Below are 24630 nucleotides of genomic sequence, written 5' to 3'. Positions count from 1 at the left end.
TCAAAAAAAGCCCCTTATATGCCCCACAAAAAAAAAAAAATCAATACTTTAATTAAAATCAGCTACTTAACTAATCAAAGCATTTGATATTATATCATGTGTTGTCATTTGTTTCTATTTATTGTAATATCTGGCCCTTTATTAAAGATATTATTTAATCCAATATGGCAAATATAGAAAAAAGAATTTCAAAAAAAGGAAAGGTTTCTTATAGGGTAAAAATTCGTCTTAAAGGTTTCCCAACTCAAAATGCAACTTTTGAAAGACTAACTGATGCACGTAAATATATTCAACAAACAGAATCTGCGATACGAGAAGGCAGATATTTCCATACCCAAGAAGCTAAGAAACATACTTTAAAGGAAGCAATTGAACGATATATTAATGAAGTACTTCCTACGAAGCCAAAAAACATTCGCGCACAAGGCGGGCAATTAAATTGGTGGAATGAAGCTTTAGGTGAATATTCCCTTGCTGAAATAACTCCAGCACGCATTGTTCAATGCCGCAATCAATTATTAAACTCAATGTCCCATAGAGGAAGAACACGAACGCCAGCAACGGTTAATCGTTATTTGGCTGTCTTAAGTCATTTATTTACTATGGCTTTGAAAGAATGGGGGTGGGTACAAGAGAACCCTCTACAGAAAGTATCTAAATCTTCTGAGCCAAGAGGGAGAGTTCGCTTTTTATCGGATGAGGAGCGCTCACGTTTATTAGAAGAGTGCAAAAAAAGTGATAGCCAATACCTTTATATGGCTGTAGTAATAGCCCTTTCTACGGGGGGACGTAGGATGGAGATTCTGGGACTAAGCTGGAAAAATGTTGATTTTAATAGAAGCATAATTACATTACATGAGACCAAAAATGGCGAACGAAGAGTGTTGCCACTGACTGGACATGCTCTGGAATTAATGAAACAACATGCTAAAGTCCGCCATGTAAATTGTGATCTAGTTTTTCCTGGTAAAAATTTAAAAACTCCTATAGATCTCCGAACACCTTTTGAAAATGCGCTAAAGCGTGCCGAAATCACTGATTTTCGCTGGCATGATTTACGCCATAGTTGTGCCTCTTATCTCGCTATGAATGGTGCTAGCCTTGCTGAAATTGCTGAAATCTTGGGACACAAAACTTTGCAAATGGTGAAACGATACGCTCATTTATCAGATGCTCATACAAGCAAGGTGGTTGCAAGAATGAACGAAGCCATATTTGGAGGTTAGACTGTGCTCACAGAAGCCAATAATAGCTGGTTAAAAATAGAATTGCAGCAATTTGATGGCAATGAAAATCTTCAACAAGTGGCTCTTCTTTTTAAAGAGAGGGTTAAAGAGGCTCTCACAAATAGCTTACTTAAATCAACATGGAAATTAGAGGAGTTTCTTTCACTTATTATAGCTTTTAACATGGCCGAGGAATTTTGTACCACATACAACATGCAGCCTAGCGTAGATTTAAATCGACGTGCTTTGGGAGAATATCATACATATCCGCTAACTCAGTGGAATGTGTGTGAAATTAAACAAAGACTAACCCAATATTATATTCATGCATTGGCATTATTAAAACAGGTACAAAAAAATCGTCATACTCCTATTGAAGTATCTCCCATAGAATGGTTAGAGTTGGTGGAGTCCATTGGTGAAGAATTATTTATTCCATCAGCAGAAAAATTCTTATATGAAGTGATATGGCCAACCGCGCCAGAACCTGGCATATATCTACCACCCAAAACTATAGAACGTATAGAATCATCTAAAAGATCCCCTATTGGTACAACGATGGCGGAGTTAATTCGATTTCATCACTATGGAATTGATATTTTAATTGCCAAAAGAGGAATTTTCCCTGTATCAAGACTTAACGTTGATGAAGCGGCGAAATATTTAGGGATATCAGTTAATCAGATCATTGAAAAATGTTTCGAGGAAGAAAATCTTGGGGTATATCTAAAAGAGGGACAGTTTAAAGTTAGAAAATTTTTAACAACTAATAGCCAATGTCTTACTCGTAGCTATATTGATGAAATATCAATGTCATCATACCAATGTAGATATAAAGGCCTAATCCGACTTGAAAAAAACTCAAAGTTGTACCCTGATAAAACATTGGAAAAAATATACGAAGGTTCATGTATTGAGGTTCCGCGTGAGGATAGTTATACCATCGTTCCCTTACAATCCAGTTTAGCTGAACTTGTTCAAGGCATCAGTCAAGTAATAGAGCTTAGGAAAGGACAAAAAATAGAAATTATAGATTTAGTCTTTATAAAAAGCGAATTAGTCAATTATAAAAAAACTAAAGTCACTGAGAAAAAACAAAGCGCTTTACATAAGTTAATCAAAGAAGTCATGAATGAGAGTGGAATATTGAAACCAGAAAATCTATGGTCTCACTTAAAAAACCTTGTGGAAAATCTTAAAATAACACTTATAACAGACATGGATGATTGGGACGACCTTAATGCCCGATTATTCTATAAATTGTCTGATGGTAAAGAAGCCAATATCGGAAAAAAGCGCTTCCAAAACATTATCGGTGAAATTCAATAAAATTTTTTAATTTAATTTTTCCCGTTTCCCGACGGGAAATTTTCCGGGAAAAGACTCTTATAAATTACCTCTAACACGCAGCAATTACGCTGAGTGCTTTTAAATAGAGGTAATAACTATGAATAACAATCAATTAGATCGTCCTCGGTATATCCCTGTTCCGCAATGGGATAAATGTTACGACTGGCCAACAACTGCCGGATTACGCAATCTTATTTTCAACAAAGACAAAAATGGCTTTGCCAAAGTTGTTAAAAAAGTGGGTAAGCGTGTATTGATTGATGAATCTGCTTTTTTTGAATGGATAGCTAATCAAGGAAAGGATGCATAATCATGAAGAAAAAGAATAGCCCAGATAGCCTGGGCAATCCTCCTAAAAACTCTCAAGGCTATAGTAATTTAAAGCCCAATCAGCGCGCAAGAATACTCAAGGCCTTTAAAATCAATCCCCGATTATCGACGTTTACATTACGTAAGATGGGCATAGTAAGTCCAGCACCACGAATCGGAGAGCTGAGAGAGTTTCATGAAATAGATACAGAATGGACAGATGAAGCAGATGAAAATGGGGTGATGCACCACATTGCTCTTTATGTCTATTACGGAAAAAAAAGCGATCTGGAGGGTAATTAATATGTCACGTATAAGGACGATTAAACCCGAATTATGGACGAGTGAGCAGGTTGTTTCCTGCTCACCACTTTCAAGACTTCTTTTTATTGGCCTCTGGAGTTTTTGTGACGACAACGGTGTTCATCCGGCATCGTACATCCGTATTAAAGCAGAGGTTTTTCCCGCAGATAACTTCAGCGTATCTGAGATCAAAGATTGGATAAATGAGCTTATTAACAATGGCCTTATTCGTGAATATATGGTTGATTCCAAAGTTTATTGGATCGTAACTGGATGGAAAGCTCACCAACGTATCGATAGACCCACTTATCGGCACCCATTGCCTCAATCTGATCTGAGGAAAATCGAAGATGATTCGACGATTATTCGAGGAGGACTATCAGAACAGTCATTGATACCTAGCCACCTGATCGATGAGTCCTCACCCACGGAATGGAAAGGAATGGATAGGATAGGAATGGAAAAAGATATATGTGAAATTGAAATTTCACCTGCATGTGTTTCTGAACCCAAGCTATTAGCCAGCACCCAAGAATTATTTAAATACTGGCAGACAATAATGAGTCATCCACGTGCTGTATTTGATGCAAAGCGACAGCGTAAAGTCGAACAAGCATTCAAATTGGGTTATAGCCTAGTAGATCTAAAAAAGGCGATTGATGGCTGCTCTATGACTCCATACAACATGGGTAAGAATGATAGTAACCAAGTATATGATGATATCAGTTTAATTCTCCGTGATGCAGAACATATCGAGCGTTTTATAAACAATGCCACAAATCCACCTAATGAAAAACAAATCAATAATGCGGATAACGATATAATGTCAGGAGTACTTTAATATGATGATGGCTAAAGAAATATCACAGCAGCTTGCCCAACAGGCTGAAGACATTGCCAGGCATTTATTACCAAATGGAAAACGGCAAAGCAGTGAATGGTGTGTTGGCAGCATTAATGGAGAAGCTGGTGAGTCTTTAAAGATACATCTTGTTGGTGAAAAAGCAGGAATATGGTGTGATTTCGCTACTGGCGATAAGGGTGATCTACTTGATTTGTGGGCAGCAAAACGCAATTTAAAGATCTCTGAAGCAATTAAAGAAGCGAGTCACTATCTCGGTATATCAATACCCAAATTTGAGGGTCACAAGCCCTTAAAATTCGTTAAACCGGTATTAAAAAATACATCTCCAATACTAGAGCAAACCTCACCTATAATGAGTTATTTAATTAACGAAAGACAACTAACTTCTGAAACGATACAAGCTTATAAAATTGGAGGACAAAATCGCAAGATCATTTTTCCTTACTGGCGGGATGGTGAGCTCATTTTTGTAAAACAGCTTGATTTGGATCGAGTGAATGGAAAAAAACAAATAGCGGTTGAACCAAATTGTGAGCCTTGTTTATTTGGCTGGCATTTAATACCAGCTAATGCGCGCACTTTGACGATTTGTGAGGGTGAAATCGATGCAATGAGCTTGTATCAATATGGGTTTCCAGCTCTTTCAGTCCCTTTTGGTGGGGGTGGGGGTAATAAACAAAAATGGCTTGAGTATGAATTTGATCGGTTGGCAATTTTTGATGAAATCTACCTATGTCTAGATAATGATAAAGAAGGACACACAGCTACTTTAGAATTAGTTGAGCGATTAGGTCGTCATCGTTGTCGTATTGTTAAACTACCCTACAAAGATGCAAATGAGTGTTTACAAGCAAATATTGCCCAAGAAGTAATAGAACAATGCCTTCATGCAGCGTCTACGCTTGATCCTGAAGAATTAAAGCCAGCTCATCAATTTGTAGAACAGGTAATTGATGTGTTCTACCCACCAGTTGGAAGCCATCAAGGCTATAACCCACCTTGGGAAAAAACAAATAGTAAGATATTGTTTCGACCTGCTGAGTTATCACTGTGGACTGGCATAAACGGACACGGTAAAAGCCAATTTCTTGGACAAGTTGTACTTCATGCTATGAAAGAAGGGGCTCGTGTTTGTATTGCAAGCCTTGAAATTATGCCAAAGAGACTACTTATGCGCTTAACTCGCCAAGCGGGCGCATTAGAAAAACCCAGCATTGAATATATTCATGCAATCCATAGTTGGTATGAGGATAAATTGTGGCTTTTTGATTTAGTAGGCAATGCAAAATCTAAACGATTATTAGACGTTTTTCTTTATGCTCGCCAACGATATGGCATTAATGTGTTTGTGATTGATTCGTTTATGAAGCTCGACATTGCCGAGGATGATTATAAAGATCAGAAGAGTTTTATGGAGCAGTTGTGTGATTTTAAAAATCAGTATAATTGTCATATTCATATTATTGTTCATCCACGCAAAGGAGCTGATGAATTGCAACCACCGGGTAAGCTAGATAATAAAGGCACAGGTGCAATTAGTGATTTAGCCGATAATTGTTTCACTGTATGGCGAAACAAGTACAAGGAAATTATTAAACAAAAACAAGCAATAGGTGAATCACTGGAAGCGAAAGAATTAAAAAGACTAAATGAGCCAGATTGTCTTTGGTGTTGCGATAAACAACGCAACGGAGAATGGGAGGGGAGATTTGGATTTTGGTTTCATGGGGCATCATTACAATATCTGGATAAACCGGATCAAAAGCCTATTAGGGTAGTGAATTATTCACATTGCCAAAAGTGATCTGCGCACCTAATATTGATTTCAATAACTAAAATTCAATTTGCATCTTAACTTTAAGTGGATAGAAGTCAAACCACATTTGTTGTATTATTGCTCACAAGATCAAAAAAAGAACACAAGTCGAAAGAAAATTTTAAACTTTTACTATAAGTTTGAAATTCCTCTTAAATCTAATTTGATATTTGAAATGACAATTTAAATTAAAGGATATGACAACAAATTAATATATTTGTTTTAGAGGTAAGAATGTAATGAAAAAAAATATTATTTTTTTTATATTGGGATTAGGGATAGTGTGCTTGGTTTCTTGCTCGGATGTTATGAATAATAAACAAAAAAAAGATACGGAAATCGCTGAACATACGAATCAGATAAATAAGTTGAACAGTAAAATAAAATTTTTAGAGTACTGCAATAAAGCTTTAAATGACCAATTAAATCAATTATCAAATAAATTATCATCTTTCCAGGAGCCTGTTGCATTATTCAACCCAGGCTCTAAAGGTTATTCAAAAGTTGATACTAAACTCGGAAGTTTTTTTGTTTCATTAGATAAGTTGACCAAATATGCTAATGGATATAAAGCTATTTTTAATATAGGAAACCCTAACTATGTAACTTTTAGCGGATTAAAAGTTAATATTGGTTGGACTAAAGCAGATAATATTTATGAAATAAATAAAAATGGTAAAAATAAATTAAGAACTGCTGAAATTACAATTAATAAACCAATACTCCCAGGTATATGGAATAAAGTAGCTGTTATTTTATCTCCTGCAAAGTCTGATGATATTAACCTTATGATTTTATCTATAACAACGAATGAAATTTTACTTAGTAAAGACTATCGTAAATCAACGAGCTAATCTTAAGGTAATTTTTTGTCATAATCTTATGAAGAAATTACTTTTTTACGTCGATGATTACTTTCTTTGATCATTTGTTTGCCGGCCTCGGTTCGTGGTCCTGTGGATAAGCCGCCATGCAATTTACATCGTCCATTTGCTGGTCTATCTTTAGTTTTATCCCAAACGGGTGGAGCTTGGCAATGGGTGTTTTTTCTGGTTTTAGATCCACAAGCTCCTCTTTTTTTTCGAGGTAATCTTGGATCATTAGCCCAAATTGAAATACAAACATTAAAATATTTATCAAGGTATATCGCAACCATATGTAGTTCTCTCCTTAAAAGAACATTATATCTCATACCCCATGATGCGCGCGTGTTAGGACCTGTGAAAATTACAGATATTACTCTTTCCCAACTTCAAACGAGGATATGTTTAGGCGTAATTAATATTAAAATGAATGAGTTAGTGGATGGTTACTCCATACCCCAAGACGCGTGCGCGCAATACTGGTCTGAAAATTATTTAAATTTTGAACAATATTAATCATTTAAAGCAGCTATTCCTCATAAATATTTTTGTTTCGCCCAACACTTGATAGCCACCGTCTATAAAATTCACTGCTTCCCCATCGTGTGTAACAAATCTAGGCAAACCATAGATTGTCTTCTTTTCCTGGAAAGTACTGACATCTATAAGCTTTCGAAATTCTTGTAAATAAATAGAATCACTATCATTGCTATAGGTCTCAAATTGTCTAATTAGTCTTCCATGATGATCTCCAAAGATTGCCATCCTAATTATAGCTAACTTCTTGGGACATTGGTGGGGCACTTAATAGTAACAAATGACCCAAAATCACAACTCATGGCAATAATAAATTCATTGTAACTATATGATTTTATTATTTTTATCTGTTTCTATATATTGCAGCTTGTTGGTTTCATCGGTTTCGTAATCAGAAGGTCGGGAGTTCGATTCTTCTCAGCGGCATATTAAAATCAATAAGTTACGTAATTTCTCATTGTAGTAAGTTTTTTTGTGTCGCATCTGTGTCGCAATTAAATTGCTATTTAATTAGTTTATTTTCTTTGGTTTAATTTCTAAAATTCACTGGTATTACCAATTTGAGTTTTTAATTAGATAACGAATTGAAATCATGGAAATGATTAAGCCTTAAACTTGCAATAAAAGAAGAATTGGAACAGTTTCTGTTTATCAAAAGAATTTTTCCAGAACATTGGATCGACCTTATGCAAGGTAGAAATAAACTAATAAATAAAATAGCTCTATAATTTAACAAAATATTACTCATTAATAATAATGGAATAGAGGAATGAAAATTAAGATAAATGGATGGCAAAGATTATGGGTAACAACTGGAATACTTTATTTTTTTGTCATAGTTTTTATGACATGGACTATTTTTCCTACAGAAACTACTAAAGAATATGTATGTAATGATTCTCAAAATCCATTTTGTGATCTTCCGATTGATAAAGAGTTTGCGCAAAAACAATTACGAAATGAGCAAATAAGTATATTAGAAAATGCTTTTCTAATGTGGATATTACCTTTGGTATTTCTTTATATAATCGGATTGCTAATAAAATGGACTTATGAAGGATTTAAAAAACCTTAATATGTTATCGATTAAAATTACATATGCCTTATGGTAGCTCTAGCTAGGCCTGAATAGGTAATTTTAGAAAAGGGAGCATTAGTGATTTAATATGGGATACGGGTAACATGAAGATGAAATGAACATTTATTAAATGCATGGCTAATATATGAACCTCGAACAAAAAAAATTATTAGATCAATTAGAGAAAAAATTTAAGCTAAAAAATTATCAGCATACATGCTTTGCTTTTGGCTGTTCAAAAAAGGCTATCGAATCACATTCTCAAACAGAAAGCCTAGTTGCAAGGTTGTGTGATATTAATAAAAAAGTTTATGCTCTTGCTAGAAGTTTTTTTGATTTCTGTAAGTATCCAATTAAACTAACACCTATTAGCCAATCATCTGTATTTAAAGGTTTTTGTAATGATCATGATACTAAGTTGTTTTCAACAATTGACCAACAAAAGAATCAAATCGATGATAAAGATGCTTTTCTCTATTTTTTTAGAGCATTATGCTATGAACAATTTCGAAAAGAATTAGCATTCCAAAAATATCAATTTCAACTGAATCAAATAAGCAAAGAATTCTCAACAAAGGATATTTTAGATTTAGCTCATTATATTGGAGATATAAAATACAAAATACAGGGAATCCAACTCTTTTTAAATAAGGATATCAAAGGGCTAAGAATGATACTTGAAAAAATTCAGGCTACGAAGGAATATAATCAAATAAAATATTTTTTCATGATGACAAATAAACTTCCTGTTTCAATTTCAACACTTTTTAATCCTCTTTTTGATGAGTATCAAGCTATTTATGATTATCCGATTCAACCATTGATGTCGCTAAATATTGTACCATTACAAACAAAAAGCATTGTTTGTATAGCCTGGATCGACAAACACTCATCCTATATGAAGAATTTTTTTGATGAACTTACAGACTTAGGAATTGAGCGTATATTAAATATATTGTCATTTCTTGAGTCTGAGGATGTTATTATTCAACCATCATTTTTTGATTCTTTGAATGAAGTACAAAAAAATAATTTAATTAATTGCATTGCTATGCCACATGAAGAGGAGAAAAAATTGTTGTGGAATAAATTCCCTGTTTTTTTTGAAGTGGATATTTTTGATAAACATGAAAAATTATAGTTGTTACAGTTATCTACCCCAAAAATATTAGTGCTCAAAGCAGATTAGAGAAGTCATCGTTAGCTCGCGTAGGACGGGCCTTGGCCCGACAAGTTATGCCTACTCACCAAATTGATCCACTATTTGTAATATATCGCTCCAAGCCCAATTCTAGTGGATGATTACCATGTGAATGTATTTATAAATACTCGAAAAATTCCAATCGGACTCTTTTCTGACAAATTTATGCTTGCTGTTGGATAGGCGGATAAGCACACCAAATGAAAACCTCCTCTTCGTTTTCATTTGGTGCAGTGACAATTTCTTCATTATAAAATTTTTTTAGAAAACTTGGATGATGGGTAAATTTTATCAGAATTATTTTTGAAAACTTTTCTAAGAGACTTTTTTGAACAAGAATAAATTCAGAAATGTCTTTTTTAAGGCGATTAAACTCATATTCATATAAAAAATTCATACTCATATTGTTATCGAAGTTAACAAGTAAAACAGGCTTGTATTGTTCATATTGTTTTTTATTCGCCTTTTTCAAAATGACGTCTTTAATTCGATTTATTTCTTTTTCATAATCGATTTCAATTTTACAGCTTAGTTCCTCTGTATTCTTATCAAAGGAAGTTCTCGTCTCATCTTTCATGCCCTCTAGATATTGAAAATGTTCTATTCGAGCTTTACCGTCTAAAGTAGAGGTAACTTCTATAAAAATTTCATCTCCATCATCTAGACATATTTGAGCATCAAATCCTGAGTTGCTGTTGTCAATTGGAATTAATATTTTTGAGATACTAGAAATCTGGGTGGTTTTTTTAAGGAAAAGAGCCAGAGGAAAAAGCTCTTCTTTGGTTTTTTTTAAGTCATCGTTGAAAGGACGGTTGTCTTTTGTTTTGTTCATTCCTCGTAAATGTTTTAGGCCACCTCTAGTATATGCTTTTTTCAATGCTTTCAAACAGGAGTTGTAAAACTCTTCGCAAGAAAAGTATATTTTATCTTGATTATTTTGGTTCACTTATTTAAAACCTCAATTTAAAGAAATTGGATTGTTTCACTAAGCTGGACAATGGGCAAGGGAGATTGGAGAGATAGGAGCAAAATATAGTAAACGTAATTCGTATTAGGCAAGTGCCGTGATACGGGATTATTGGCTCATTAATCATGACAATTAGATAAAGCCTGTTTGACTTTAGTTAACATTTTAGGTGTAACTTTCTCTTGATTCTCAATTTTACTAATGTAGGCTTGAGTGACGCCCATCAAAGTGGCTAATTCTTCTTGAGTCAACCCAGCATGAATACGAGCCAAGGCTACTGGATTATCAACGTAATCAGCAGGATTAAAGATCTCATAATCCTCATTTTCTTGAGTATGTTTTAATTGCTCAGTAATTTGATGACGTAAGGCATTGTAAGTGGCTACAGGTAATAAAACATACTCTACTTTGCCATCAAGTGATTTAATTGTTTGCAAATTCATTTATAAGCACCTCCACGCGGTTTAATTTTCTCAATAGAGATAATTCTTACTTCATCATCTCTGTCGAAAATAATTCGCCATGAGCCAACACGCAGACGAAAATAAGGTTCGCCTTTTAATTTTTTTATATCCAGGATTGGATCATCAGGATTCTTACCCAGTAATACAATCTTTTCAGCAATTCTGGTTCTATCAGGTTGTGGCACACTTTGTAATGCTTTCTTAGCTTGTTTCTTAATAAGTAATGTGTACGACACCGTAAAACCTTATTATTATTCTTTAATGGTTATTATAAGTTATATTTAGTTATATTTCCAGCTGAATTATAACGAGTGAAATATTATAGTGTCATTCTATCTTGTTCATAATTTCAATATGTTCATTATAAATGAACAGCAAGAAAAATGAACAAGATTGTTTAATCTATAAACCTAGAATACCAAAAACTGGGGTTTCTAAGTGTTATGTGTTGAATAACCAAATGTTGTCTTTAGAAATTAAAATGTAAACTTTTAACTAAAAAATGGGGACAATTGGGACAGTGGGGACAACCGTACCCATAGGGTTTTAGGTGTCCCAATATAAAATATTCATTTGGGACAAGTGGGACAAATTCTGCCAGTAAAAATTTTTTTAGTAACAATGAATATCATTGAATATCAATGAGATCACAGGCCCTGAAAGCGCTTGACTCCCTTTTAAATTCCAAGCAATACTTCTCGCGAGCTGTAAACTTTTACGGGTCCACGGTCCTGTAAAAGTCATGGAAAATGAAATATCACGACTATTCTCCGGCCGGACAGTCAACTGATATTCATCGAGCAGGACGCATACCGTCGGCATTAAGCTGAATGAATAATCATTTGAGGTTCTATCTATATGAATAAAAAACCATCTCGTTTATATCTGTTAAATGAATTTGAGTCTGCACCAACTTCCGCGTTGTTTAATCAACACACTTTGGCAGCTGTTTTGGATTGTTCCACCCAACTTTTGGAGCGCAATCGCTGGGAAGGAAAGGGCGTTCCCTATCTTAAAATAGGCCGTAAGGTTTTGTATCGCAAAAGTAACGTGTTGTCTTTTCTCCAACAACAAAAAATCTATCGTTCTACTGGTGACGAAGGGGAGTTCCTTTCACTGGTCAACGATTAAATTCCATAGAAATAGATTATTCACGGATGGATAGAGTTTCTATCTTCCATGAATGCTGCTGGAGAAACAGTGATGCTGCAAAATCAACTTATTACATTAAAAAACAAAAACGACTATAAGCCTATAACCTGTGAATACGCTGGCGGTTGTTTTAAATCAAATGAGCAAGGAGTGTCTTTCCTTGGAAAAGACAAAGACGGTAACCCAATGGCACCACGCTGGATTTGTTCTCCTTTGTATGTGGTGGCTAAAACTCGTGATGCCAAAAGCGGGGAGTGGGGTCGATTACTTGAATGGCAGGATGATGATGGAGTTCTCCATCAATGGGCAATGCCCCTGGCTTTGTTACAAGGAGATGCTTCTGAGGTCAGGAGGGAATTGGCGCGTCTTGGTTTGAGCATCTCACCCCATAAAATGTCCCGAGATTTACTGACTACCTATTTGCAGGTATTTCCAGTAGAAGACAGAGCGCGTTGTGTTGATAAACTGGGTTGGCATGAAAACCTCTTTGTTACCGCGTCACAAACCATTGGTCATTCATCGGAGAAAATTGTTTTTCAAAACAGTCATGCGATCGAATCAGCTATGTCTGTATCAGGTACTGTAGAGGATTGGCGAGAATCAATAGGACGTCTTGCTTCGGGTAACTCTCGATTAATTTTTGCCATCTCTGCTGCTTTTGCCCCTGCTTTGGCAAAGATTGCTAGCGAAGACTCAGGTGGGTTTCATTTTAGAGGTGCTTCTTCAAGCGGTAAAAGTACGGCTTTAAAAGTAGCGGCTTCGGTTTGGGGGAATCCGCACGTCTATTGCCGATTATGGCGCAGTACGACTAATGGTCTTGAGGGACTGGCTGCTTTGCATAACGATGGCTTACTGATTCTTGATGAGTTAAGCCAGATAGATCCTAAAGAAGCAGGGGAGGCTGCTTACTTGCTGGCCAATGGTCAAGGCAAAACGCGCGCCTCACGTCATGGAACAGTCAAGCTATCTTCTCGATGGTCCTTATTCTTTCTCTCGGCTGGGGAGGAATCCTTAATGTCATTAATGGCGAGAGCTGGGCAAAAAACCAATGCAGGACAAGAAATACGGTTAGCAGATATTGAGGCTGATGCAGGAGTACATCAGGGGATTTTTGAAAAAACTCATAATCAGCTCAGTCCAGCTAGCATGGCCTTATCCTTAAAAGAATATTCCAGCAAGTATTATGGTGCTGTGGGTATGGCTTGGCTGCAAAAGGTGGTGGCAAATCAACAAAGCATTGCAACACACATTACTGATGGGATACAAGAGTTTGTGAATAGTGCTGTCTTACCGGAGGCAACGGGACAGATTATCCGTGTGGCGCGACGTTTTGCATTGGTTGCTGTTGCTGGCGAAGTGGCCAGCCAATATGGATTGACTGGATGGAAAGAGGGTGAGTCTACTTACGCAGCCTATAAATGTTATCGAGCATGGTTGGAACATTTTGGTATGGAGGGTAATCGAGAAGACAGGGCAATCTTAGCCCAAGTTAGGGCTTTTTTTGAGTCCCATGGCGCCAGTCGGTTTGATAATATAAGAGCACCAAACAACGAGCGGATTCAAAATCGTGCCGGGTTTTATTCAACTGATGATGCGGGTTTTCGCATTTATATGGTTTTAACGGAAGTATTTAAAAAAGAATTATGCCAGGGATTTGAACCACGAACAGTTGCTCGTGTATTAATGAATGAAGGCTGGTTAAAGCCGGCAGCAGATGGAATGCCTACTCATAAGCCAAGAGTCAAAGGAGTAGGAACACCCAGGGTCTATGTATTTACCGATAAAATCTGGGGTGGGGAATAATATCCTAGAAATATGTCCCATTATTTTTAAATTATGGGACATATTGGGACGGCTCGACCCCAGTGTTTATGCGCTGTCTCGCATGTCCCAATTGTCCCAGCTAGTTTTTAAGATATAACCACAAAGTATTACGCGATTTAATCCCCATCTCATCACGAATATGCCAACACGTCTTGTAATTTTCATATTTAGGCAGAAGGTAAGAATACATTTGTTTTGCATATAAATAACGCCAGCTTTTAGTGCTGGATAAACGGTGCTTGGCCAATGCACTGCGCCAGATGACACGGATTTCTTCATAAGATTTTAATTGGAGTAGATTACCGTATTGTTTTGTGAGCCAGTTAAATAGATTGAGTACCGCTTTCTGGCTTTCAGTTCGTATCGGTATGGTGCGGTCGGTGGAGTTAAAAGCGATGTCTCGGGTTATCCAGAGAGAACACTCACGGACTTGGATACGTGGTTGAATCAGAATCGCTTCTTTGAACGTGAGTCCAAATTCAGTTTGTAGTCCCATGATTACTCTTGCTAAAGGGTCATTAAGTGACCTCCAAAAATCTGGAGGGATTATTTTTTTCCTCTTTTTTCTTGCTTTAGGTCTTGATAGTTCAAGCGATTGGTTATCGATATCGGCAACAGAACAATCGTTCATCTGTAAAAATCGACGGATAATGGTCATATAACGCATGATGGTGACTGGGTTAACATTTTGTTTTTTCCAGTAACGCACCAGCTTGTGAACCTGCTCAGACTGCAAAGCCAGCCATGAAGGTGGAACCTGTCGGATAACAAACAAATCATCAATCATCTTACGAATGACATAAGCACGGTGCTTCCTGTACAAGTATTTACCTTGCCTGTCCAGTTTAATAAACCGATTAGCGAATTGTCTTAAGGATTGTGTACGCATCTTCCCATCTGCAAAAATTAATTAAAAAAGAATTTGCCCTGTGTATTGTTTAGTGTTGGTCGAGCGGCTCACACTCTGTTGAAACCCGGTAAAAACCGTAATGCTCGAAGAAGGGGGCAAATCAATCGTTATAAGGCAAACGATCTCGCCATTACAACTAGGTTTTTCTGGTTTTTTCTCCTCAATAAATAAAGTAAATGAAAGTGATAAAGCAGAACTTTATCTCCAATCCATGGTCAAATTAATAATGACTTAGAGTTCCAAAGAACTCCCTTTACCGAACGGTAAAGGTTCCTGAAGGGTTTCCCGACTATACGTCCAGCCACAGGTTAGGGAATGAGAGTGGCTTAGCATAAGACGCTTAAGCGTTTCATCGGATTTTCACCGATTCATCAGTCATGCTTTATTTAGAAAATAACAAAGTGCAGATCTGGGAGCAATACCATTTCAGGGAATATTTTGTCCTATCTTATCTGGTGCGTCAGGACGAATGGTCTTTTAAGGCTTAGTGGCAGAGGGATAGTGATGTTGAAAATTCCCGCGTCACTGCTGATAAATTGCAGTGACGCAGGAAAATTTTCTATTTATGTTATAATTTACTATAAGAGATTATTTATTGAACAAACCTTAATTGAGCTTTTTACATAATGGACAAAAAGAAAAAATTATCAATAGAAGCTCTTCTAAGTGAGTATGAATTATTAATTACTCGTTATAAAGATTTTTCATTTACAATCAGATCTATTTTAGAAAATGTACTAAAAATAAATAATTTCAAATATCAATCTGTTACATGTAGAGAAAAAACAGAGTTGTCGCTAAAAGAAAAACTGAAAAATTTTAAAAAAATTAAAACTGTTAAAGAGATAGATGATCTCTCTGGCGCTAGAATAATTTTTTATCTTGATAGAGATATTCATAGAATAATTCAATATTTGGAAAAGGAATTTATAATTGAAAAAAGAAATTTAAAGTATTCAGATGATGACTATAATGCATTCCATATAATAGTAAAATTAAATAAAGACAGGTTAAAGCTTACAGAATATCAACAATTTAAAAGTCTCAGATGTGAGATTCAATTAACAACAGTACTTAATCATGCTTGGTCCGAATTAGCTCATGATGTAATTTATAAACCACCAAAATCACTTTCTGAATTTGATAAAAAAGAATTCGAATCAATAAAGAATCGATTTTCTGAAGTGATGAAAAATCATATTAAGCAAGCTCAATATAGTTTTGATTTTATATTCAATCAAATAGAAAAAATAAATCAAGGACAACAGATATTCGATATTGGATTTCTTAAATCAATTCTAGACTCAAACACAAATAATGAAATATATGAGTATTTAAAAAATTTATTAAAATATATCGAAGAATTTGGAGATAAAACGCCAAAAGATTTAAATATAATCGAGATAATCAGTAGGACATTAGGTAAGTCCTCCAGTTTAAAGAAAGAGCCAATAATAACTTCTTTAGGTGAATATCCTGGTCATGATTATATTGATATTCACTTACTTTGTTTGGACATTCTGGATCGCCTAAAATTTACCTATTTTGCAGATGTTTTTAAAATAATATGCCAATTATCTATTGATGAGAACGAAAAAATTAAATTAAAAGCTTTAGATGTGGCTTCAAATATGTCTAAATTCATCTATTGGCCAAAACAAAAAAAAATATATTTCCAGCCACAAATTTTTATTTTGAGTGAGATTGAAAAATGGAGTGATGTAGACTTAACGAAATATTTGAATTTAATTCTGACTGTATCTAAAAACATGCTAACTCCACATTTTGAGGGAACTTCCTGGAGTGATATAAATACTGTTATTTTTCATCAAGGTGCTCTACCAGGAAACGAAATAGTAAATAATATTAGGTCTAAATCAATAAATATCTTAAAAAGAATTTTTAATCTTATTAAACAACTTCCAGACAAACAAAAAATAATGGAGCTTTTTGATAAAGCAACCGTTCCTCCCCACCAAAATGGTTATACCCCAGAACTAGAAAACATTATTAGAGAAAATGTGTCTACTCTAATTGCTTATTATTTACTAATTATTAGGAATGAAAGTTTTGAAATAATTAAAAAGATTGAAAAGCAAATAAATTTGTTTTCCAAACATTTTAATGAGGGGTTTGATGATTTAAATAAATTACAATTAATTATTCAAAATAATAAAGAATATCAAATTTATAAAGTACTTGTTGGTTGGGATTACCATCGTATTGAAGAGCTTAATTGGAATGAAGCTGCTGAGGAAAGAAAAATTAAAGTTAATGAATACATTCATAAAATTAATAATAGGGTATATGCGCAATGGGAAGAGAGGATCTTAAAAATAGCTAGTACCTATAATCAATCTGTTAATCATGGGGGGTTTGAATATTTCAATCTACTTTTGAGTGAATGGGGTAAAATAAAACCAGAAATCGCATATAAATTTTTAGTGAATAATGAAGATGTAATTAGTCCTTTTGTAGTGCATTTACTTGTAGGGATCTGGCAAAGTACTCACAAAGAAATAGCAAAAAAAATTATGTTAAGTTGGATTGATGAATATAAGCATTTATCAGCCTGTAGTATTCTATTTTTTCTAGTTAAAGAAGTTGATGAAAATTTATTAACTAGAATATTCCTAAAAGCAAAAGAAAAAAATGATCACAATGCTCTTACAAATATAATTAGATCCATTTTACAAAATTTCGATAAATTGAAGGGGGGCAAAGATTTATTTATCGATTGTATTACTGAGTTAGGTAAAAATAATGTTTATTACTGGGTTAATTATGTTGCATATTCAGGCAGTTCAGTTCTAGAGATACTTATAAAAGATGAATGGCAGATAATTTTTGATAGTCTCTGCGCTGCTCCCAATATTGATGATAATATCGAAACTATCATTTCATTGGCAATTCCAAATTATCTAGAAGAAGTACTGAGTTTTTTCTATAAACGAATAAAATATGAAATTATAAATAAGGATCAATCTAGATACGAAGCTATTCCATTTAGCTTTGATTTGAGTGGGGTATTAATTAATAATGCAGGTTTAGTAATTGAATTAATTTTACAATGGTATGACGAAGAAGATTGGTTAATGTATTGGGAAGCAAGTAAGTTATTACAATTAATATTTCCCAAATTTCATGAGGAATTAGAGAATCAACTGATACAACTATTAAAATCAAATGTTAAAAATAAAGACAAGATAATTATATTTATTTTACGAGCGTATAAGGGCGAAAAATTCCTTCATAAAGTATGTAAAGTATTTATTAAAAAACACCCTAACAGTAAAAAGATTTATAGAGAAATGTTTGTTATTTTGTCTCAAATGGGAGTTGTATCTGGAGAATACGGTACTGTTGAAAGCTATAAGCACAAAAAAAATGAAATACAAGACTGGAAGAATGAGAGGAGTAAAATTCTTGTAAATTTTGCTAAACAATATGAAAATTATTTAATAAAAAATATTGATTATGAGAAAAAAAGAGCTGATGAAACTATTGAGATTAGAAAACTTGATTTTGATAGTAGGGAAGATCAATAGGCAAAAAAAAAATTCTTGGTTGTGAAATCCCAGGAAATGCCTGAATTATTCATTTTGTCATTAATAATGAGTAAGTTCCAAAATGGGACGCACTGTTGGCAGACAATGTCTACAAATAGGATTTTAATTTGAGTTGTCGACAAAATTTCGACAATTCAGTGCCCCTTCATTTTTGTGTCAACTTTTATTATAGAAAATAATATAATTTCTGATCGGTTTATTAGGTTCATTAGTGGTTTATTTACTCATCGTGACTGAGCAACTCATTTAAAATAGCATGCTCAAGTTCCAATTCAGATCGTAGTAGTTCATCTTCCGTTGGTAAATAATGCAAGTACTTGAGCAAAGAGTACCGTACCTAGGGTCAGATCTTGCATTTTTGCTTACTGCTTAGAATTTAAATTAACCAAAAAAGAACTATTTATCCCGAATTTATATTATAATATGAATATCAACAGATGATATCTTGGATTTTTAATGAAGGATGTAGGACTAGAAAACTTACTTGCATTACATGGTACGGAATATACAGAGGAAAATGGTTATTGGTACAAAATAGAGGCGTTTTTGGTCGAGCCAACTGAAGAGAGACCTCATGGTATTAGATATAATCTAACTCTTCATGATAATTACAATCAGCGGATTCTAGGGTTTGATAATGCGCATGGAATCAAAGTTAAGGAAAGTGGTCGGTATTCGGGGCGTATTATTAAGTATGATCACGTTCATACATCAATAAATGATAAGGGAACTCCTTATGAGTTTGAAAGTGCTGAACAGCTTTTGAGAGATTTTTTTCAAGAAGTGAATTCAATTATTCAAAAATTGAATAATGGAGATAAAAAATGAAAACATTACAAGTTGGTATTATGTCACGAGATAAATTTCAAAGTCGTACTATTGAAATTGCTTCCGGGCGTTATAAACCTAAAAAAAATGAACCTAAGATTTGGTTTAGTTCAATCAAATCACTTTGTGAAGTATTGAATGAAAACAATATGAGGCTATTGAAAATAATTGATGAACAAAAGCCTGAGTCAATTAAAGAGCTTGCTGCCTTAAGTAAACGTGAACCGAGTAATTTGAGTCGTACACTTAGCACAATGGCTCGCTACGGAATTATTGAAATGAAGAAAATTGGGAAAAATTCTAAACCAATTGCTAAGGCTTTGGATTTTAATATTCAATATAGTGCTGCTGGATAATATTATATTCTTTAATTTTGAACTATCCGGAAATCTCGGAGAGTTCAATTTGAAAATCTAAGCAGTGAGTTCCAAAATGGAACATACTGATGTTTGGATTTATTAATTTGGCAGACAGTCTCTGCCAAATCCTAGATAGCTTTTCTATCTATTATTTTTTTGTTTCTTTAATTTGGTACATCGCGTGTACCAAATTAGATATGATTTAAATATGGAACGCAGTGCGTTCCGAATCTATGCTATAACTTTATTTATGATTTGGATCTCATTGCGATCCAAATTAAATATTTATTCTCAATTCGGGACCGCACTGCGGTCCATAACTAGAGAGGCATTTATATCTGTGGCTTGAATGGGGATGACTTCTGCAGAATTAATCATTTCCATACACTTTAGAATATAATTGGTAATAAGCTGCATAGGTTTTCGTAGTCTTTCAACATCAACAATAATATATCCCGCAGTCACATCATTACTCATCTTATGGTTCATTAAACGCTTTAATGCATAGGCAGGGATATCAAGGCTTTCTGCAATGGTGATAAAAGTACGCCTCAAATCATGGACTGTAAAATGAACACCGGAGTTTTTTATCACATGCGCCATTGTCTTACGTGGTTCAATAATATGACCTGCTGCACCCGATCCCGGGAAAACATAGTCGTTGATTGCTTTTTCTTTTCTGGCAATCAGCAAATCATAAAGAAAATCAGAAAGGGGGAGGGTATGAGATTCATTGTTTTTTGTTTTATTAATAGTAAATGTTTTCGCTTTTAAGTCGAGGTCAGACCATTTTAATGTTGCGGCTTCTTGTCGGCGTAGTCCTGTTAGTAAGATGAGCAGCAAATAATCACGTAATGTTTCATTTTGGATTTGTTGTAATCCTGCATACCATGCAGCCAGCTCATGAGATTTTATATAAGTTTTTCGTCGTTCAATACGATACCAGGCTCGTGTTTGTGATAACCGTTTTACTGGGTTATCGATGAAAAGAGAGTGACCACTATTATCTTCATATTGTCCCGCAGCAAAATTGAATAGGGCACGGAGTATTCTCATGGCCAAATTCGCATAGGCTTCACCGCGTTCCTGACCTAGTTTTTCGTGATATTTGGCAATGCGATCTCGGGTAATAGATAACATCGGTTTACTTTTCCAGCTGGTGAAGGCTTTATCTAATATATGTTTGTAGTTATCTAACGTTCTGGGTTTCAAGTTCTTTCTGGTTTTAATGTAGTCTTTAAAGACTTGATTGAGGGTTATATCTTGAATCTCTGCTGCTTTTTTCTCAGCAACTGGATCAATCCCCATAGCGATTTGCCCTAAAAGATGGAGGGCTTTGTTCTTTGCCATTTCAGCGGTTAACTCTGGGTAATGTCCTAAAGTAATTCGGCAGCGTTTCTTATTGATAAATTTTTCAACGAAAAAAGCTTTTGCTCCTCCCGAAGTAACACGTATGCCAAATCCCTTTAGATTGTCATCATAATATCTTTTTTGCGCCGTTTTTCCTTCTTCCGTTGCCTGAGGAAGAGGGAGGTTTTCTACGTTTGTTTTGTTTATTTTCATAGTCGATTTTTATGTTCGGTTTTTTATGTGTCGCAACTGTGTCGCACAATTGTTTAAAATTCATTAATAGAACTTATAACGTAATAATGTTGTAACATCAAGTAAATAAAAGGAAATTAAAAGAATTTAAAAAAGTGTCTAATCGGCTAAAACCCATAATTTACTAATTCGTAATCAGAAGGTCCGCAGTTCGATTCTGCGCATCGGCATTGTAAAATCAAGGGCTTATGAGATTCTAGAAATGGAAGTAAGAATTTTGGTACCAGTTTTGGTACCATTTCTACAAGGTAATTGATTGTTATCTTTTGTAGTGTAATTCCCAATTTAATGGCATACATTTTAAATGTTATTTCTAAAACGCTTAGACAGTTTTCATTCAAACCTCAAAATAGTAATTTGTATCTTAATTAATTATTGTGATTTTTAAATATACCCTTAAATTCAATTGCCTCATTAAAAAGTGAATCTATAATCGCATCCCGCTAAATGGTTATTTCAAATAAGGAGATGTTATGAAAGAATTTTATTCAATTAAAATTGAAACCGATGAAGATAAGGATGAATACATGCCTTGGTAACCAAAGGAGAGATAAAAATCTCCTTTGATGGATTTACTACTAATATGAAATTAGTTTTTAACAATGATGCTTTGCAGTAATTGACGACTTCTTAGAGCTCTCAGTTTTTGAGCAAATGTGGAGTTTTATTCAAACTGAGAAATTCAAATTTGTTCATTCTTCTAGATGGATAAATGCTTTTAGCCTCGAGGACGGCTCTCCCCTATGGGCCGGTGTTACTATTTCTCATCCTAGGACTGAACCTTGCACTACAGAACAAATTTATCCTACAAACACCACAATAGATCTATTTATAAAAGAGCTAATTACAGAATCCTCTGAGTTTGGTCATTTAATAGGTTTCAAAGGTATAGATTGGGACTTTTTCTATGCTAGACCCTATCTTTATCCCAGAGGCTCAGGACTTTCTTGGCATACTGATGGTAAATACAAAATTTCAGGCGCCTATTATTGTCACCCTATTTGGGACATAAATTGGGGAGCCGAATTATTAATTAATCCTACACCCCGACTGGATTTTGATTACCCTGAAGTGACGTTAATCAATGATAAAAAGAAAAAAGTAGGATTCCATCTTAACAGTTCTGAGTTGAATAAATATGCTGCAGATGGGATTGGATATTATATTGTACCGAAACCTAATAGGCTGGTTATTTTTAAAAATAATATTTTGCACTGTATAAAAAAAGTAGAACACTCAGCAGGAAATCATGTAAGAGCCTCTATAACTGGTTTTTTTATGAGCGATACCAAAATAGCTGAAGCAAAAGAAGCTGAAAAAGAGTATTCAATTTAAAAATTATTTATAGACCCACCAAATTATAGATAACTCTTAATTTTAATATGCTTGGAATTAAAAAATGAATCTAGTGAATGAAATTTCACCAACACAGGCTCAAGAACAAGTAAATTTTGTTATTTTGATACCTAATACTGCTGAAGTTACTTTAGATAACTTTATTCTCAGGAAAGAAGATCTTCCTTATAATGAACAACCAAGTCATTATCAATTTAAAAAATGGTCTGCTTGGTGTTCTGCTCATTTTTCCTCCTATTACTTCCATGTTAAGTATAAAAATGCTCTCTTAAGATATAAGCAGTTTTTATATGACTTTGGGCCTTTATCAACATTAGATCATGCCGCTTTATATGATCATTGGGTTTGGGAAATGAAACCCCATGTAGTGAATCAGGAAAGCATTTGTTGGCTCGGTTATGATTATTCAAAATCGAAAACATTAAGTTTTTTATCCTATGGGACTAATATTGAACTCCGCCTAGTTGAAGGGGATCTGAAGGATAAGGAGCTCTTGGAGATGTGTAAACTTTTTTCTCCTCTCCCATCATCAAATGAAGTCTTAAAAATGTGTGATGGTATTACAGATACAGCATTAGCTATTGGGATTTAGAGGGGCAATTCAACTTAATTAATAGTCTGATGAATAATGTAAATTATATTTATTTGACCAACCAATAATCATTTAGTACTATATTGAGGTTTTGAATTGATATTTTTGATGAAGCATAAATTAGATGTTAGCTCTGAGCTTAAACAACCTGTTAAGAAAAAATCGGTATTACAAGAAAGTTCATTATCTTCTTTTATTATTTTTGCTCGTACAGATAAAAGAGAACGTATTACGCTGAACGATTTAATCGGACGAGTCAGTTATTCTGTGACCCCGGGCCAACATCTTAATATTTCAACCGCTTCCGATGCTTCTAAAACATTCTACCAAAACTCTGGCTATTTAAGCACCTTTGAAATAAAAGATGCAGGTAGTGGGATTGATGCTGTTTTAGATTATGCAGATACCGATGACTTTTATCTTCATTTTATTTTTCTACCTAAAAGTATGTGCGAGGAAATTCATCTATCAGGGGGTACACAGGTCGGTTTGGGGCTAGAGAAAAAAGATGGGACTGTTTGGCAGATTCCACACTATAATACAATGAACCCACAAGTTTTTTATACAACTGGCGTGGATATTGAGCTCGGCAGTCGAAAACGTACTCACAGAGAAGCATTACTTGGTGGACAAGGTTTGGAGTATGCACAGTTCGTTTCTATCAAAAGAAGAGATCTTAAATCTGATGATTTTATCAAAAACTTGACCAGGCTCTTTAATTCGAGTAGTTATCATTATTATGATCCAGAAACTATTGAGAGAGACCGAGCTTCTGCTATTCAACAGCGTGTTCTTTGGGGTATTTGGTCCAAAGATGTGAGGATTGAGAATGAAGAATATGATGGATATATAGATTTATTAAAGTTCACATTGAATATTACAACAGAGATAACTTCCGATAGCCCTCACTTAAAATCTTTATGTGATTTACATAATAAAATAACCCACAGTGAAAAAAACAGTAAATTGCTGGACTATTTATCAATAGCTCGCTCAATGGATAATATGCTAATAAGAGCATGTAAGGCTATTAATTCAGAAAAAGCAAACGAACAGGTAGATACATTGCGTACACGGTTACAAGAGGCTTTGAAATTGGTCCTTGAGAATAAAATAGAATTAACTACAAATCTGATTACTGCATTTACAAAATATAAAGATTATTTTTCAAGAGAAATCAATGCATATCAGTATAAGGGAAGAAAAGAAGTTCTTTTAAAACTCCTCACATATTTAGAAGTCGACTTTACTAACCCTACTAGTTTTTACCAGGATACTCAACAAATTCGTCAATCTCTATTCTTTTATCCACAAATAGCAACAACAAAACAGATTGATATGTTGCATTCTTCTCAGAGAGCTATTCAACAACCAGAAACAATTATCTTAGCACCATAGGGCTTTTCGAAATCTTAAACGCAGTATGACTTCATTGAAGCTCTGGAAAGGGAGAGGACTT

General features: G+C 34.5%; 21 protein-coding genes and 2 pseudogenes. 17 read left to right on the top strand and 6 right to left on the bottom strand.

What is annotated here, in order from left to right:
• Positions 1-164: 164 nt before the first annotated feature.
• The 7 genes from Lpar_RS15970 to Lpar_RS15940 all read left to right on the top strand — a co-directional run bounded on the left by Lpar_RS15970 (position 165) and on the right by Lpar_RS15940 (position 6723).
• Positions 165-1226 (top strand): tyrosine-type recombinase/integrase, encoded by a 1062-nt coding sequence (locus tag Lpar_RS15970; protein ID WP_058518854.1) that lies wholly within the window; start codon positions 165-167, stop codon positions 1224-1226.
• A gap of 3 nt (positions 1227-1229) precedes the next feature.
• Positions 1230-2555 carry a hypothetical protein gene (locus Lpar_RS15965; protein WP_058518853.1) on the top strand — a complete coding sequence of 442 codons (1326 nt, stop codon included), beginning with the start codon at positions 1230-1232 and terminating at the stop codon, positions 2553-2555.
• A 118-nt stretch (positions 2556-2673) separates the two neighbouring features.
• Positions 2674-2886 carry a hypothetical protein gene (locus Lpar_RS15960; protein WP_058518852.1) on the top strand — a complete coding sequence of 71 codons (213 nt, stop codon included), beginning with the start codon at positions 2674-2676 and terminating at the stop codon, positions 2884-2886.
• 2 nt (positions 2887-2888) lie between these two features.
• Positions 2889-3188 carry a helix-turn-helix domain-containing protein gene (locus Lpar_RS15955; protein WP_058518851.1) on the top strand — a complete coding sequence of 100 codons (300 nt, stop codon included), beginning with the start codon at positions 2889-2891 and terminating at the stop codon, positions 3186-3188.
• A 1-nt stretch (position 3189) separates the two neighbouring features.
• A complete protein-coding gene (locus tag Lpar_RS15950; RefSeq protein ID WP_058518850.1) occupies positions 3190-4029 on the top strand; it encodes a helix-turn-helix domain-containing protein in 840 nt (279 codons plus the stop codon).
• 1 nt (position 4030) lies between these two features.
• Complete coding sequence (locus tag Lpar_RS15945; protein ID WP_058518849.1) at positions 4031-5857, top strand: bifunctional DNA primase/helicase; 1827 nt, start codon at positions 4031-4033, stop codon at positions 5855-5857.
• Positions 5858-6108: 251 nt separating this feature from the next.
• A complete protein-coding gene (locus Lpar_RS15940) occupies positions 6109-6723 on the top strand; it encodes a SadB/YajI family lipoprotein (protein ID WP_058518848.1) in 615 nt (204 codons plus the stop codon).
• Between the two features lie 26 nt (positions 6724-6749).
• Here the strand turns inward: Lpar_RS15940 and Lpar_RS15935 are convergent, their stop codons facing one another.
• Positions 6750-7025: an HGGxSTG domain-containing protein gene (locus tag Lpar_RS15935; RefSeq protein ID WP_202814070.1), complete on the bottom strand. Its 276-nt coding sequence runs from the start codon at positions 7023-7025 to the stop codon at positions 6750-6752.
• 1013 nt (positions 7026-8038) lie between these two features.
• Here Lpar_RS15935 and Lpar_RS15925 point away from each other — a divergent pair.
• Positions 8039-8344, top strand: a complete 306-nt coding sequence (locus tag Lpar_RS15925; protein ID WP_058518846.1) for a hypothetical protein — start codon at positions 8039-8041, stop codon at positions 8342-8344.
• A 148-nt stretch (positions 8345-8492) separates the two neighbouring features.
• On the top strand, positions 8493-9488 hold the full coding sequence (locus tag Lpar_RS15920) for a hypothetical protein (protein WP_058518845.1): 996 nt from the start codon (positions 8493-8495) through the stop codon (positions 9486-9488).
• Between the two features lie 223 nt (positions 9489-9711).
• Here Lpar_RS15920 and Lpar_RS15915 read toward each other — a convergent pair whose 3' ends face one another.
• The 3 genes from Lpar_RS15915 to Lpar_RS15905 all read right to left on the bottom strand — a co-directional run bounded on the left by Lpar_RS15915 (position 9712) and on the right by Lpar_RS15905 (position 11215).
• A complete protein-coding gene (locus Lpar_RS15915) occupies positions 9712-10494 on the bottom strand; it encodes a hypothetical protein (protein WP_058518844.1) in 783 nt (260 codons plus the stop codon).
• Positions 10495-10634: 140 nt separating this feature from the next.
• The gene (locus tag Lpar_RS15910; protein ID WP_058518843.1) at positions 10635-10958 is read right to left on the bottom strand and encodes a helix-turn-helix domain-containing protein; all 324 of its coding nucleotides are present in this window, start codon (positions 10956-10958) and stop codon (positions 10635-10637) included.
• Positions 10955-11215, bottom strand: coding sequence for a type II toxin-antitoxin system RelE family toxin (locus tag Lpar_RS15905; protein ID WP_058518842.1), 261 nt, complete (start codon positions 11213-11215; stop codon positions 10955-10957). Before Lpar_RS15905 ends, Lpar_RS15910 begins: the two co-directional genes overlap by 4 nt.
• A gap of 622 nt (positions 11216-11837) precedes the next feature.
• On the opposite strand from Lpar_RS15905, the gene Lpar_RS15900 reads away from it, so the two are divergent.
• The gene (locus Lpar_RS15900; RefSeq protein ID WP_058518841.1) at positions 11838-12110 is read left to right on the top strand and encodes a MerR family transcriptional regulator; all 273 of its coding nucleotides are present in this window, start codon (positions 11838-11840) and stop codon (positions 12108-12110) included.
• A gap of 72 nt (positions 12111-12182) precedes the next feature.
• Entirely contained in the window at positions 12183-13934 is a 1752-nt protein-coding gene (locus Lpar_RS15895; protein ID WP_058519307.1) for a DUF927 domain-containing protein, read from the top strand.
• Positions 13935-14034: 100 nt separating this feature from the next.
• Here Lpar_RS15895 and Lpar_RS15890 read toward each other — a convergent pair whose 3' ends face one another.
• Positions 14035-14844, bottom strand: coding sequence for a hypothetical protein (locus Lpar_RS15890; RefSeq protein WP_058518840.1), 810 nt, complete (start codon positions 14842-14844; stop codon positions 14035-14037).
• Positions 14845-15491: 647 nt separating this feature from the next.
• Here Lpar_RS15890 and Lpar_RS15885 point away from each other — a divergent pair.
• The 3 genes from Lpar_RS15885 to Lpar_RS15875 all read left to right on the top strand — a co-directional run bounded on the left by Lpar_RS15885 (position 15492) and on the right by Lpar_RS15875 (position 19618).
• Positions 15492-18413 (top strand): RelA/SpoT domain-containing protein, encoded by a 2922-nt coding sequence (locus Lpar_RS15885; RefSeq protein WP_058518839.1) that lies wholly within the window; start codon positions 15492-15494, stop codon positions 18411-18413.
• A 477-nt stretch (positions 18414-18890) separates the two neighbouring features.
• On the top strand, positions 18891-19262 hold the full coding sequence (locus tag Lpar_RS15880; protein ID WP_058518838.1) for a toxin-antitoxin system TumE family protein: 372 nt from the start codon (positions 18891-18893) through the stop codon (positions 19260-19262).
• Entirely contained in the window at positions 19259-19618 is a 360-nt protein-coding gene (locus Lpar_RS15875; protein ID WP_058518837.1) for an HVO_A0114 family putative DNA-binding protein, read from the top strand. The genes Lpar_RS15880 and Lpar_RS15875 overlap by 4 nt, the downstream gene beginning before the upstream one ends.
• 294 nt (positions 19619-19912) lie before the next feature.
• On the opposite strand, the gene Lpar_RS15870 is transcribed toward Lpar_RS15875, so the two are convergent.
• On the bottom strand, positions 19913-21184 hold the full coding sequence (locus tag Lpar_RS15870; RefSeq protein WP_058518836.1) for a tyrosine-type recombinase/integrase: 1272 nt from the start codon (positions 21182-21184) through the stop codon (positions 19913-19915).
• A 622-nt stretch (positions 21185-21806) separates the two neighbouring features.
• Between Lpar_RS15870 and Lpar_RS15865 the strand changes: the two are divergent.
• The 3 genes and pseudogenes from Lpar_RS15865 to Lpar_RS15855 all read left to right on the top strand — a co-directional run bounded on the left by Lpar_RS15865 (position 21807) and on the right by Lpar_RS15855 (position 24569).
• Positions 21807-22558, top strand: a pseudogene (locus tag Lpar_RS15865) (2OG-Fe(II) oxygenase).
• 64 nt (positions 22559-22622) lie between these two features.
• Positions 22623-23126: pseudogene (locus Lpar_RS15860) on the top strand (hypothetical protein); the annotation flags it as partial.
• 153 nt (positions 23127-23279) lie between these two features.
• Positions 23280-24569, top strand: coding sequence for a hypothetical protein (locus Lpar_RS15855; RefSeq protein WP_058518835.1), 1290 nt, complete (start codon positions 23280-23282; stop codon positions 24567-24569).
• Positions 24570-24630: the final 61 nt, after the last annotated feature.

This window comes from Legionella parisiensis, assembly GCF_001467945.1.
GTDB lineage: Bacteria > Pseudomonadota > Gammaproteobacteria > Legionellales > Legionellaceae > Legionella > Legionella parisiensis.
This window is presented reverse-complemented; position numbering and strand designations above follow the sequence as displayed.

What these genes read in the sequence shown, in the direction of transcription:
- Lpar_RS15970 (WP_058518854.1), top strand. Translation starts at nt 165, where the DNA reads ATGGCAAATATAGAAAAAAGAATTTCAAAAAAAGGAAAGGTTTCTTAT.
- Lpar_RS15960 (WP_058518852.1), top strand. Translation starts at nt 2,674, where the DNA reads ATGAATAACAATCAATTAGATCGTCCTCGGTATATCCCTGTTCCGCAA.
- Lpar_RS15955 (WP_058518851.1), top strand. Translation starts at nt 2,889, where the DNA reads ATGAAGAAAAAGAATAGCCCAGATAGCCTGGGCAATCCTCCTAAAAAC.
- Lpar_RS15950 (WP_058518850.1), top strand. Translation starts at nt 3,190, where the DNA reads ATGTCACGTATAAGGACGATTAAACCCGAATTATGGACGAGTGAGCAG.
- Lpar_RS15945 (WP_058518849.1), top strand. Translation starts at nt 4,031, where the DNA reads ATGATGATGGCTAAAGAAATATCACAGCAGCTTGCCCAACAGGCTGAA.
- Lpar_RS15940 (WP_058518848.1), top strand. Translation starts at nt 6,109, where the DNA reads ATGAAAAAAAATATTATTTTTTTTATATTGGGATTAGGGATAGTGTGC.
- Lpar_RS15935 (WP_202814070.1), bottom strand. Translation starts at nt 7,025, where the DNA reads ATGGTTGCGATATACCTTGATAAATATTTTAATGTTTGTATTTCAATT.
- Lpar_RS15925 (WP_058518846.1), top strand. Translation starts at nt 8,039, where the DNA reads ATGAAAATTAAGATAAATGGATGGCAAAGATTATGGGTAACAACTGGA.
- Lpar_RS15920 (WP_058518845.1), top strand. Translation starts at nt 8,493, where the DNA reads ATGAACCTCGAACAAAAAAAATTATTAGATCAATTAGAGAAAAAATTT.
- Lpar_RS15910 (WP_058518843.1), bottom strand. Translation starts at nt 10,958, where the DNA reads ATGAATTTGCAAACAATTAAATCACTTGATGGCAAAGTAGAGTATGTT.
- Lpar_RS15900 (WP_058518841.1), top strand. Translation starts at nt 11,838, where the DNA reads ATGAATAAAAAACCATCTCGTTTATATCTGTTAAATGAATTTGAGTCT.
- Lpar_RS15895 (WP_058519307.1), top strand. Translation starts at nt 12,183, where the DNA reads ATGCTGCAAAATCAACTTATTACATTAAAAAACAAAAACGACTATAAG.
- Lpar_RS15890 (WP_058518840.1), bottom strand. Translation starts at nt 14,844, where the DNA reads ATGCGTACACAATCCTTAAGACAATTCGCTAATCGGTTTATTAAACTG.
- Lpar_RS15885 (WP_058518839.1), top strand. Translation starts at nt 15,492, where the DNA reads ATGGACAAAAAGAAAAAATTATCAATAGAAGCTCTTCTAAGTGAGTAT.
- Lpar_RS15880 (WP_058518838.1), top strand. Translation starts at nt 18,891, where the DNA reads ATGAAGGATGTAGGACTAGAAAACTTACTTGCATTACATGGTACGGAA.
- Lpar_RS15875 (WP_058518837.1), top strand. Translation starts at nt 19,259, where the DNA reads ATGAAAACATTACAAGTTGGTATTATGTCACGAGATAAATTTCAAAGT.
- Lpar_RS15870 (WP_058518836.1), bottom strand. Translation starts at nt 21,184, where the DNA reads ATGAAAATAAACAAAACAAACGTAGAAAACCTCCCTCTTCCTCAGGCA.
- Lpar_RS15855 (WP_058518835.1), top strand. Translation starts at nt 23,280, where the DNA reads ATGAAGCATAAATTAGATGTTAGCTCTGAGCTTAAACAACCTGTTAAG.